This window comes from Nonomuraea ceibae (genome assembly GCF_019396325.1).
GTDB lineage: Bacteria > Actinomycetota > Actinomycetes > Streptosporangiales > Streptosporangiaceae > Nonomuraea > Nonomuraea ceibae.
The window spans coordinates 17321-28900 of sequence record NZ_JAHKRO010000108.1 but is presented as its reverse complement, the minus strand read 5'-3'; the positions used below and the strand labels follow the sequence as shown (position 1 = coordinate 28900).

Genomic DNA, 11580 nt, shown 5'->3' with positions numbered 1-11580 from the left:
GCCCCCCCGGGGGGGCCGGCCGGGGGCCCCCGGCCCCCGGGGCGGCGGCCGGGAGCGCTCTTACGGGGTCAGTCGGCGCAGATCGCGAAGACGCTGATGCCGACGTCGTTGTAGCCGTCCTGGCGGCCGAGTCCGATCCAGCCGCGTCCGTCGTCGGTCGGGAACGAGCCGACGAGGATCGCCCGGTTGCCGCGGGCCTCGGCGCCGCCGCCGAGAACGCGCTTGGAGCCGGGGCAGTAGAGGGTGCGCCGCTGGAAGTTGGGCACGTTCGCGTTGGGCAGGGTGACGAGCTGGTAGCCCGGCGGCAGCGCCGACGCGGCGGCGGCGGTCTGGGCGGTGGCGGTCTGGGCGGTGGCCGCGGTGACGGTGGCCGTCGCCGGGGCGGCGGAGGCCAGGCAGGCGGTGGTGGCGAGGGCGGCGAGGCCGGTGAGTGCCACTCGGTTGAGCTTCATACGGGCTCCGTTCGGGTTTGCGTCCTCGGCGCACGCGCATGGTGCGGGATGGGGGACCGGGGACGGCGTTCGAGGGTACACGTGCAGTATTGGCGCAACTACGGAGCGTGTCGATGGGAAATCTCGTTCGAGCCCAGGTCGTCCGCTATTTATCTCGGAGTCCATAAATAGTCATCGTTCTTCCTCTTGCGGTGATGATCTCGATATCGGATGATCCAGGTGGCGGCGGCTGAGCCGGGCCGAGATATCGTGCAGACCATTTTTAGTGACCGCGCGGAAGGACCCCCCATGCGCAGACTGATCCCCCCGATGGTGGCCGCCCTGGCCCTCGCCGCTCTGACCGTGCCCAGCCCGGCCTCGGCCGACCCCGGCCCCAGGCCCGCCGCGTACCGCCTCGACTGTGACGGTCAGGCTCCCGGCAGCTCGTGCACGGTCGTGGCCAGCGGCAAGAGCCGCCCGAACCACGTGCAGGAGTTCGTCGCCACGGTCAGGACCGGCGAGCAGGTGTGGGCCCGCGACACCATCTACACGCGCGAGGGCCAGGCCCGCACCCGGCCCTTCCCCCTGCCCGCCGGGAACGTGACCGTCGACGTCTCGGTCACCTCCATGCCGGAGAAGAAGGCCGGCACGCCACTGCGCCTGATGGCCTGGAACCTCTTCGTCGGCGGCACCATCAACCGCCAGGAGACGACCGGCGACAACCTCAAGCAGATGATCGAATACCTCAACGAGGTCAACCCGGACATCCTGTTCGTGGTCGAGGGGTACGGCTCGGGCCAGAAGATCCTGGAGGGCCTGAACGCCGGCCGGGCCGAGGACGACCGGTTCTCCGCGGCGCAGCTCACGCACCCCGAGGACTACAGCGTCAACGGCGACAACCTGTGGATCTACACGAAGCTGGACATCCAGAAGGTCTACCCGCGTTACGCCGACGAGGAGATCTCCTCCTTCAACCTGGGCGGCGCCCGCCTCGGCCTGCCCAACGGGCAGCACGTGCACGCGTTCAGCGTGTGGACCTGGCACGACGGCTACGCCTTCGGCGACACCCACGACGCGGCCGTGCAGAACACCCACGGCCTGCCCCGCACCAAGACGACCGAGCAGATCCTCGACGCCGACCGGCTGCGCCGCGTCGCCATGGGCAAGTCCATCCTGGAGAAGGCGATCCCGTCGTTCGTCGGCGACGACGACGCCCCCGTGCTCATGGGCGGCGACCTCAACGCCCAGTCGTACCTGGACTGGACCGACCAGTTCGCCGACGCGCCCGGCCACGGCGGCGTCGTGCTCCCGTGGCCGTACACGAAGATGTACACCGAGGCGGGCTTCGTCGACACCTTCCGCCACGCCAACCCCGACGCCGGCCTGTACCCGGGCCGCACCTGGAGCCCGCTGAGCGGCTTCGGCGCCGTGCCCGCCCGCATCGACTACGTCTTCGCCAAGGGCGAGGACGTGCGCATCCTCGGCTCCCGCTCCGACGTGCGGCGGCTGCCGCGCCACCGCGACAGCTGGCTCGACCGGCCGTACCCGTTCTACTCCGACCACGGCGCGGTGATCACCGACGTGGTGATCCGGGGCAAGGGCACCGGCCCCGACCGGCCGATCGTCAGCGAGGAGCCGGGCAAGGGCCGCGAGATCTGGCCCGCCCCGCCGGCCGGCACCCGCGTCCCGCCGGCCGAGCTCAGCGCCACGGCGAGCACGTTCAAGCCCGGCGCCGGCGACCCGGTCCGCGCGGTCGACGGCAACCTGACCACGGACTTCCACTCCTACTACCCCGGCCCGCCGCCGCAGCCCCACCACATCACCGTGGACCTGGGCAGGGTGCGCGAGCTGTCGGCGGTCCGCTTCCAGCCGAAGCTGCGCGTCAACATGAACGGCACCGTGCTGGAGGGCATGGTCCAGGTGAGCGACGACGGCGAGACGTTCCGCGACGTCAAGCGCGTCGAGTGGCCCAAGATGACCGCGCCCAACGACGTCGACCTGACCGGCGTCTCCGCCCGCTACATCCGGCTGCGCGCCGACTACGGCATGGGCGGCGCCACCGCCATCGCCGAGATCATCCCGTACGAGGTCGCGCGCTGACTCACCGGCTCACCGGGTTCTCCTGCTTCATGTGCGCCAGCTTCGCGGGGTTGCGCACCGCGTAGAGCCCGGTGATCAGGCCGTCGTCGATGCGCACCGCCATGACGGTCTCCAGGCGGCCGTCGACCCGGATGATCAGCGCGGGGTGGCCGTTGACCTGCGCGAGGTCCAGCGTGGCCGTCGCGGGGATGCGGTCCAGCAGGCCGGACACCGCCTCGGCTCCCACGACGGGCGTCAGGGAGGCCCGGACGACGCCGCCCCCGTCGGTCAGGAGGACGACGTCGGGGGAGAGGATGTCGAGCAGCCCCTGCAGGTCGCCCGTCCGGGCCGCGCGCCGGAACGCCTCCAGCGCGCCCCGGATCTCGGCGGGCGAGGTGTCGCCGCGCGGGCGGCGGGCGGCCACGTGGGAGCGGGCCCGGTGGGCGATCTGCCGCACGGCGGCCGCGCTCTTGCCGACGGCGTCGGCGATCTCGTCGTAGCCCACGTCGAACACCTCGCGCAGCACGAACACCGCCCGCTCGGTCGGCGTGAGCGTCTCCAGCACCAGCAGCATCGCCATCGAGACGCTGTCGGCCAGCTCGACGTCCTCGGCCACGTCGGGCGCGGTCAGCAACGGCTCGGGCAGCCACGGCCCGACGTACGACTCCCGGCGGCGGCCCAGCGTGCGCAGCCGCTTCAGCGCCTGCCGGGTGGCGATCCGCACCAGGTAGGCGCGCTGGTCGCGGACCGTGTCAAGATCGACGCCCGCCCAGCGCAGCCAGCTCTCCTGAAGCACGTCCTCGGCGTCGGCGGCCGAGCCCAGCATCTCGTACGCGACCGTGAACAGCAGGTTGCGGTGGGCGACGAACGCCTCGGTGGCGGGATCCGCGCCGGTGCGGCCGGTCGGTTGCTCATTGCGTTCGCTCATCACTGTCCCTGCCCGTTCGTGTGCGGTGCTGCGTCCATACGATCCCGGCCACCACGCCCGTGTGACACCTCCCCGCAGTGACACAGGTCACATCCGCCGGGCTGTCACAACGATCAGCCCGCCGGGATCTCCTGCTCGTCACCACCTGGACCGGCGAGCGGGCCCCCGTGGAATGCCGCCCTGGCCCGCCGGCCCTCACCGGACGAAAGGATCATCATGAACGCAGCACTCGACACCCTCCGCCGCGACTTCGGCGGCCCCGTCATCGAACCCGGAGCGCCTGAATACGCCGCGGCCAGCCGGTCGGTCCTGGTCACGGGCAGCCCCGCCTACGTGTTGCGCCCCGAGAGCACCGGTGACGTGCGGGCCGGTGTCGCGTTCGCCGCCGCCTCCGGGCTGGTGCTGTCGGTGCGGGGCGGCGGCCACGCCTTCGCGGGCTTCGGCACCAACGACGGCGGCGTCGTGCTCGACCTGAGCGGGCTCGACGCCGTCGAGGTCGTCGACAAGGACCGCCACCTGGTCCGCATCGGCGGCGGCGCCACCTGGGGCCAGGTCGTGGACGCGCTCGCCCCGCACGGGCTGGCGATCTCCTCAGGCGACACCAGGAGCGTCGGCGTCGGCGGGCTGACGCTGGCGGGCGGCATCGGGTGGAAGGTCAGGAAGCGCGGCCTCGCGCTGGACAACCTGGTCGCCGCCGAGGTGGTCACCGCCGACGGGCAGATCGTGCGGACCGGCGCCGAGGAGCATCCGGAGCTGTTCTGGGCCATCCGGGGCGGCGGCGGCAACTTCGGCGTCGTGACCGCCTTCGAGTTCGCCGCCCACCCGACGACGGAGGTCTTCTACGGCAAGATCGCCTTTCCTCCGGCGGAGGCGGCCGCCGTCCTCCAGGGATGGGCCGACCACCTGCGCACCGCCCCCGAGGAGCTGACCTCCATCGTGGAGCTCGCCAGCCCGCTCGCGGGCGGCCCGGACGCGCCGGTCGAGGTCCGCGTCGCCGTCGACGGCGACGACCCGGCCCTCGCCGCGCGGGCCCTCGACCCGATCCGGGCGCTCGGCACCGTGATCGCCGACGACGTCACGCTCAGGCCGTACGCCGACACGCTGGTGGAGGGGCTCACCCCGCCGCCGGGCATCCGGCTGGTCACCCGCAACGGGTTCGCCGGCGGGGCGTCGCTGTCGGAGGTGCTGCGCGTCCTCGCCGGCGCCGCGGCCAGGCCGGGATCGCCGTTCATCGCCGTGCGCGCCGTCGGCGGAGCGGTGGCACGCGTGCCGGCGGACGCCACCGCCTACGCCCACCGGCAGGCGGAGGTGATGGTGGTGACCACCGTCGCGGGCCCGCAGCCGGTCGTCGAGGCCGCCCTGCCGGGCCTGGACGCGCTCTGGGACGAGCTCGGGCCGCACGTCGGCGGGGCCTACGCCGCCTTCCTGGCCTCCGCCGCCGAGGAGGACGTGGCCGCGATCTACCCGGACCGGACGTACGGGCGGCTGGCGGCGGTCAAGCGGCGCTACGACCCCGGCAACCTGTTCTCCCGCAACCACAACGTGCGGCCCGATCAGACGAGGTAGTCGCGCAGCGCCGTGGCGCGGCCCGGGTGGCGCAGCTTGCTCATCGTCTTGGCCTCGATCTGCCGGATGCGCTCCCGGGTGACGCCGTAGACCTTGCCGATCTCGTCCAGGGTCTTCGGCTCGCCGTCGGCCAGGCCGAAGCGCAGCGCGATCACGCCGGCCTCCCGCTCGGTGAGGCCGTCCAGGATCTGCCTGAGCTGGTCGCGCAGCAGGTCGAGGCCGACGGCGTCGGTGGGGTCGAGCGCCCCGGCGTCCTCGATGAGGTCGCCGAGCTCGGTGTCGCCCTCCTCGCCGAGCGGCGTACTCAGCGAGACGGGCTCGCGGGCGTAGCCGCGGATCTCCTCGACCCGCTCCGCCGTCAGCTCGACCTGCTCGGCGATCTCCTCGTCGGACGGCTCCCTGCCGAGCGACTGGAACAGCTCGCGCCGGGCCCGAGCGACCTTGTTGATCAGCTCGGTCATGTGGACGGGGACGCGGATCGTCCGCGACTGGTCGGCCAGCGCCCGGCCGACGGCCTGCTTGATCCACCAGGTGGCGTAGGTGGAGAACTTCAGCCCGAGCCGGTGGTCGAACTTCTCCACCGCCCGCATCAGCCCCAGGTTGCCCTCCTGGATCAGGTCCAGGAAGGGCAGGCCGCGCCCGGTCTGGCGCTTGGCGATGGACACGACCAGGCGCAGGTTGGCCTCGATCATCCGGTCCTTGGCCAGGCGGCCGTCGGCGGCGATCCACTCCAGGTCGGCGCGGTCCTGCGGGGACAGCGCGTCGCCGTCGCGGTCGAGGCGTTCCTGGGCGAACAGTCCGGCCTCGATGCGCTCGCCGAGCGCGACCTCCTGCTGGGCGTCGAGCAGCCGGACCCTGCCGATGTTCTTGAGGTAGTCCTTGACCTGATCGGTGGTTGCGGCTGCTGTCATACGGGCCTCCTGGAAGTAAACTTGCGACGGTGGTAAGATTACGTTGAAGGCATTCCATCGTCAAGAGGAAATTTATGTCCGACGTAAAAATCTTCGGCCTGCGGGAGCAGAAGAAGCAGGAGACCCGCCAGGAGATCTCCGACCAGGCCACCCGCCTCTTCATCGAGCAGGGCTTCGAGGAGACGACGATCGCCGAGATCGCCGACGCGGCGCGGGTGGCCAAGAAGACCGTCACCAACTACTTCCCGCGCAAGGAGGACATGGCCTTCGACCACCATGAGCGGTTCGTGGCCGCGCTGGCCGAGATCGTGGCGGGCCGGGAGCCGGGCGAGTCGGCGCTCGCCGCGCTCCGGCGGGTCTTCCTCGACGCCGCCGCCCGGCACGACCCGATGCTCGGGTTCACCCACGGCGGGTTCGGGCGGATGATCGTGGAGTCGCCGACGCTGGTGGCGCGGCTGCGCGAGCTGATGGAGCAGCGGGAGGAGGCCCTGGCCCGCGCGCTCGCCGAGGAGACCGGCGACACCGGCCCGGTGCCCCGGCTGGTGGCGGCGGCCGTCGCGAGCCCGTACCGGGTGCTGCTCGGCCAGATCATGGAGCTCACGCTCGACGGGCTGGACAACGCGCGCATCGCCGAGATCATGACCGAGTCCGCGCGCGAGGTGTTCGACCTGATGGAGCCGTCGTTCGGCGGCTACGCGGTGCGCTGAATGCTCGGCTGGACTCTCCCCCCGGGGGAGACCCCATGCTGCCGGTTGTGAAGGAGAACCCACCTATGACCGTCGTCGCAGGGGTCGAGGCCCGCGGCATGCAGCACTGCGAGACCACGGCGCTCGGGGTGCTGCTGCGCCACCAGGGGATCGACCTGTCCGAGCCGATGCTGTTCGGGCTCGGCTCGGGCCTGTCCTTCGTCTACTGGGACGCCAGGAACATGCCGTTCCCGTTCCTCGGCGGGCGCATCAGGCCCTTCGAGCTCACCCGGAACCTGGCCGCCAGGCTCGGCCTGACCCTGGAGGTCAAGGAGACCGCCTCACCGCGCCGCGCCTGGGCGAACGTGTCCGCGCCGATCGACGCCGGGCAGCCGGTCGGCCTCCAGCTCGACAGCTACCACCTGGACTACTTCCGGACGAAGGTGCACTTCGGCGGTCACGTCGTCGCCATGTACGGCTACGACGAGCGGCAGGCCCACCTGATCGACACCGCCCAGCAGGGCGGCGCCGTCCGCACCGGCCTGGAATCGCTGGCGGCGGCGCGCGCCGAACGCGGCCCGATGACCGCCAGGCACCGGTCCTTCACCATCACCGCGCCGGCGGGCGCGCCCTCCTGGCGGGACGGGATCGTCCCCGCGATCAGGGCCTGCGCCGACGCCTTTCTCGCCGCCCCCATCGCCAACCTCGGCCACCGGGGCATCGAGAAGGCCGCCCGCCAGGTGCCGGGCTGGCTGCGCCGCACCGCCGAGCCCGGGCGCGACCTGCCGCATGCCGCCCTGCTCATGGAGAAGGCCGGCACCGGCGGGGCCCTGTTCCGCGCCCTCTACCGCGACTTCCTCGCCGAGGCCGCCGCGTCCGTCGGCGACGGCCGCCTGCGGACCGGCCACCGGCTCTACGCCGAGGCCGCCACCCTGTGGACCGAGGTCGCCGCGCGCATCGCCGAGGCCGGGGAGCAGCGCGACGCGGCCCGCCTCGAACAGGCCGGCGCCCTCCTCCTCGACCTCTCCCGCATCGAGCGCGACGCCATGCTCGCGCTGCGCGAGGTCACCGGCAGGGCTGGTACGGCCGGTCCTTGAGCGACAGGTCGGCCGCCTTCTTGATCGAGTTGAACGAGGCGGCCACCGCCTTGCGGCAGAACGACGCCGGCGACAGCCCGTACTCCACGTGGAAGACCGGCTTGCCCGCCTTGACGAACGGCTTCAGCTCCCCGCACTCGTCGTAGGAGAAGCACGACTCGTTGACCGCGAAGTCGAAGTACGGCTCCAGCTCGGCGGCCTGGCTGAGGTTGTTCTTCAGGGCCGCCGCCAGGCCGTGCTTGTGCGCGATGGCGGCCAGCGCGCGGTTGTAGGTGAGCTGGGTTGCGGCGCTGATGTTCCAGCCGGTGACCGCGCGGCCCTCCTCGTGGGCGTTGACGACGTCGAACTCCACGCCGTCGAACCCGGCCTGCGCGCACTTGGCGACCCGGGCCTCCATCATCTTGAGCAGGAAGTCGCGCTGGCCCCTGTCGTTGTTGATGTTGGCCCAGCGCTCGTCCGGGAAGTCCTCGCTGAACGGCTTGCCCAGCAGGGAGCCGCCGTTGCGCTTGTGCCAGTCGGCGAACTGCTTGTAATCGGGCCGGTAGTCCTCGATCGACCCGGCGTCGACGTAGCAGACGGCCTTGGCGCCGCGCGCGTGGATGGCCTTGACGGCGGCGGTGTTGACGGTGGAGTTGTCGCCCGCCACGTCGCCGTCCACGTACAGGTCGATGTCGAAGACCGTCGGCCGCACGCAGGCGCCGCCGCTCTGCGGCTTGACGCAGATGTCGACGTCGATGCCGCCGGTGGCCTTGTGGCGGGGGTTGCCTTCGAGCTGGTACTGCCAGCGGCTCTCCAGCGGCGGACGCCAGATCCCCGCGTCAGCGGAGGCGGCGGCGGCCGGCGGGGCGAAGGCCGCGACGCTCGCCGTCGCGAGCACGGCGGACGTGGTCAAGCGCTTCAGGAGCGCTCGGGTGCTGACCAAGCTCGTCACCTCTTTCGTGAGACCGACCAAGATCATACGGGCCCACGGGAAGAGGAAACGCGGTCATGCCGGACACCGGGGTCAGGCGAGGCCGGCCTTCACGAGCGGGACGACCTCCTCGGCGAAGCGCCGGACCTGCTCCACGCTCTGCCGCTCCGGCCAGAAAACGAAGGCGGTGAACGGCTGCTCCGCGGCGAGCCTGACCAGCTCGGCGGCCCAGCCCTTCGCCCCGGCGCGCAACGGGTCGGCGCCGGTCGTCAGCTTCGGGCCGCCGCCCCCGCCCGCCTCGACGGTGCCGACGAGCTGGGCCATGCGCATGATCGACGCGGGGTCGCGGCCGGCCTCCCCGGCAGCCCTGTCGACGATCCGGTTGCACTCGGGCCACCGCTCGTACGGCAGGTAGGAGGGGATCGGCGCCGCCCAGCCGTCACCGACGCGGCCGGTGAGCGCGAGGCTGCGCGGCGCCTGCGCGCCGATCCACACGCCGACCGGCGGCGTGCCCGCCGCGCCGCCTTCGACCCCGTCCACCCGGTAGTGGTCACCGGCGAAGGTGACGCGCTGGCCGGGCGTCCACAGCCCGCGCATGATCGTGACCGCTTCCTCGAGCGCCGCCAGCGCCTCGCCGGGCGAGCGCCTGGGCACGCCCATCGTGGTGATGGCGTCCCAGTAGCCGCCGCTGCCGAGGCCCAGCTCGAACCGGCCGCCGGACAGCACGTTCAGCGTCGCCGCCGTCCGGGCGAGCATGGCGGGCGGGCGCAGCGGCAGGTTGGCCACGTCGGGGAACACGCGCAGGCGCGTCGTGCGGGTCAGCAGGTGCCCGGCGAGCGCGACCGCGTCCAGGAACTGCCCCACGTACGGATGGTCCTGGACGCCGACGAGGTCGAGCCCGCTCCGCTCGGCGGCGTCGGTCACCTCGTGGGTGAGAGAGACGTCATAGGTGGGGGTCAGCGAGACCCCGAAGACATGTTCGCTCATGGTCATCGCACCGTACACCGGCGTCCCGGGGCGGCTCATCCGCTGAAAAGCTCAATGCGCGCCGGGGCCTCGCGCCGGGCCGCCGGGGGCGGGAATTAGGCCCCCGAAAAACTCTGCATATCGGAATTCGGTGAAGCGATTAACCTGACTGAACGCTTGACTCGCCATTATGCGAAGTGTTCCATTGTCGGTGCGAGATGTGATCTTCCTCGTGTTCCCCGAAATCGAACCAGGCGCTCTCCCGATCGGGGAATGCCGCACGTCGACAGAAAGGCACACATGCGCATCACATTATTACGCAGCGTCAAGGCTTTCGTCGCCGCCTCGGCGACGGCGCTCACCATGGCGGCGGCGCCCGCCGGGGCCTCCTCCGCCGAGGAGCCGCAGTTCGCGGAGATCGCCCGCCAATATCTGCAGGACCGCGCGACGCGGCTGGTCAGCGACGCCCCCGCCCGCACCCTCACCTCGGTGCCCTCGACCGGCGCGCTCGCCGACCGGCTGACGCGGGAGGCCGCCGCGATCGACGAGCGCAGGCGGCTGCTGCGCGAGGCCAACGGCGGGCACAAGCAGGCGGACGTCCAGGTCGCCGAGGTCGCCACCACACGGGACGGCGAGACCGTCGAGCTGCGGGTGGCCGAGCGCACCAAGCTGTACTTCGCCCGCCCCCTCGCCGACGCCCCCGCGTTCGAGGAGTACGCGCTGAACCACCGGTTCGTGTTCGAGCGGCAGGGCGCCCAGTGGGTGATGCGCGACGCCCGGCCCGAGCTGGCGGCGGGCGAGCTCGCCCCCGACACCCAGCCACAGGCGGCACGCGCGCCGAAGACCTCCCCGAAGGCCACCGCGCCCGCCGGCCGCGAGCCGTCGTCCGTCGACCGGCCCCGCAAGGGCGCCGCCGTGGCCCCGGACAAGCTCGCCCGGTCCACCGAGGCGGCCCTGGCCTGGGATTACACGGCCATGCTGAACTACGCCAACACCTACTGGGACACCTACAACCCTGACTACCGCACCTACGGCGGGGTCGGCGGCGACTGCACCAACTTCATCTCCCAGATCGTCACCGCCGGAGGCTGGACCGAGGTCGGCTCCTGGCCCGACAGCCGCTCCGACAACGCCAACTGGTTCTACGGCGACTACACCTGGACCACCAGCTACACCTGGCCGGCCGCCGAGAACTGGTACTGGTTCGCCCAGCACGAGTCGGCCAGGACCACGTACCTGGGCAATGTCTGGGACATGCTGACCACGGACGTCCTCCAGGTCGACTTCGACCGTGACGACAACATCAGCCACTCGCTGTTCGTGACCGACCGGTCGAGCGACGGTGAGCTCTATCTGACCTATCACTCCAACAACACGCACAACAAACCGCTGAGCAGCTTCCTGGCCGCCAACCCCGACGCCTGGTACTACGCGCACCGCACCTGATCGCCGCTCCCGGGACCCATTTCCAGAATTATGCTCGCCCCGGAGAAGAATCTCCTGAACATGGAAGAATATCGCCGATCAATGCCGGAATCAGGAGGTGGGTCCCGAATGGCATCCCGTCGTGGCGCCATTGTCGCGCTGGCGATTCTGGCCGCCGGATGCGCGGCGGGCGCCGGGCACGGCGCGTCCACGCCGAGGGCCGCGGTCGACGCGTACATCGCCGGGCTCAACGCCGCCGACTCCGCGGCGCTGGCGCGGCTGGCGCCGCCGGGCAACGACGCGCGCGGCGACATCGCCCGGCGGCTCGCCGCGCACGGCGGCCAGGAGATCCGTCTCACGTCGGCCGACCTCACCGACGACATCAGCCCCGACGTCGTCAACGCCCGCCTGGCCGGGCGCGGCGCCCGGGGGGCGTACCGGGAGCGGCTGACGGTCACCCGATGCGAGGAGTCCTGGTGCGTCGTGCTGGGACAGGCCCCGTCGAGCCGCCCCACATCCGACACATCGCGATATTCCTGACATTTCCTGACTGCTGGGTGAAAGGAACCCAAGCAGCGGGA

Annotated in this window: 11 protein-coding genes; 6 read left to right on the top strand and 5 right to left on the bottom strand. The window is 71.7% G+C overall.

Features of this window, described 5'->3' with window-relative positions; all coding sequences use genetic code 11:
- Positions 1-68 precede the first annotated feature (68 nt).
- The gene (locus KME80_RS40105) at positions 69-452 is read right to left on the bottom strand and encodes a hypothetical protein (RefSeq protein WP_219514840.1); all 384 of its coding nucleotides are present in this window, start codon (positions 450-452) and stop codon (positions 69-71) included.
- A 288-nt stretch (positions 453-740) separates the two neighbouring features.
- Between KME80_RS40105 and KME80_RS40100 the strand changes: the two genes are divergently transcribed.
- On the top strand, positions 741-2531 hold the full coding sequence (locus KME80_RS40100) for a discoidin domain-containing protein (RefSeq protein WP_219514835.1): 1791 nt from the start codon (positions 741-743) through the stop codon (positions 2529-2531).
- Position 2532: 1 nt separating this feature from the next.
- Here KME80_RS40100 and KME80_RS40095 read toward each other — a convergent pair whose 3' ends face one another.
- Complete coding sequence (locus KME80_RS40095) at positions 2533-3438, bottom strand: RNA polymerase sigma-70 factor (protein WP_219514834.1); 906 nt, start codon at positions 3436-3438, stop codon at positions 2533-2535.
- A 216-nt stretch (positions 3439-3654) separates the two neighbouring features.
- Between KME80_RS40095 and KME80_RS40090 the strand changes: the two genes are divergently transcribed.
- Positions 3655-5004 carry an FAD-binding oxidoreductase gene (locus tag KME80_RS40090; RefSeq protein WP_219514831.1) on the top strand — a complete coding sequence of 450 codons (1350 nt, stop codon included), beginning with the start codon at positions 3655-3657 and terminating at the stop codon, positions 5002-5004.
- Here the strand turns inward: KME80_RS40090 and KME80_RS40085 are convergent.
- The gene (locus KME80_RS40085) at positions 4992-5915 is read right to left on the bottom strand and encodes an RNA polymerase sigma factor (RefSeq protein WP_219514826.1); all 924 of its coding nucleotides are present in this window, start codon (positions 5913-5915) and stop codon (positions 4992-4994) included. The genes KME80_RS40090 and KME80_RS40085 overlap by 13 nt on opposite strands.
- Before the next feature lie 74 nt (positions 5916-5989).
- Between KME80_RS40085 and KME80_RS40080 the strand changes: the two genes are divergently transcribed.
- Both KME80_RS40080 and KME80_RS40075 read left to right on the top strand, forming a co-directional pair.
- Positions 5990-6622 (top strand): TetR/AcrR family transcriptional regulator, encoded by a 633-nt coding sequence (locus tag KME80_RS40080; RefSeq protein WP_219514824.1) that lies wholly within the window; start codon positions 5990-5992, stop codon positions 6620-6622.
- Positions 6623-6687: 65 nt separating this feature from the next.
- Positions 6688-7698, top strand: coding sequence for a BtrH N-terminal domain-containing protein (locus KME80_RS40075; RefSeq protein WP_219514815.1), 1011 nt, complete (start codon positions 6688-6690; stop codon positions 7696-7698).
- Here KME80_RS40075 and KME80_RS40070 read toward each other — a convergent pair.
- Positions 7667-8620 (bottom strand): endo alpha-1,4 polygalactosaminidase, encoded by a 954-nt coding sequence (locus KME80_RS40070; RefSeq protein WP_219514813.1) that lies wholly within the window; start codon positions 8618-8620, stop codon positions 7667-7669. The two genes, KME80_RS40075 and KME80_RS40070, sit on opposite strands and share 32 nt — an antisense overlap.
- 81 nt (positions 8621-8701) lie before the next feature.
- A complete protein-coding gene (locus tag KME80_RS40065; RefSeq protein ID WP_219514812.1) occupies positions 8702-9595 on the bottom strand; it encodes an LLM class flavin-dependent oxidoreductase in 894 nt (297 codons plus the stop codon).
- Between the two features lie 279 nt (positions 9596-9874).
- Between KME80_RS40065 and KME80_RS40060 the strand changes: the two genes are divergently transcribed.
- Positions 9875-11020: an amidase domain-containing protein gene (locus tag KME80_RS40060; protein WP_219514810.1), complete on the top strand. Its 1146-nt coding sequence runs from the start codon at positions 9875-9877 to the stop codon at positions 11018-11020.
- A 108-nt stretch (positions 11021-11128) separates the two neighbouring features.
- Positions 11129-11539 (top strand): hypothetical protein, encoded by a 411-nt coding sequence (locus tag KME80_RS40055; RefSeq protein WP_219514807.1) that lies wholly within the window; start codon positions 11129-11131, stop codon positions 11537-11539.
- Positions 11540-11580 lie beyond the last annotated feature (41 nt).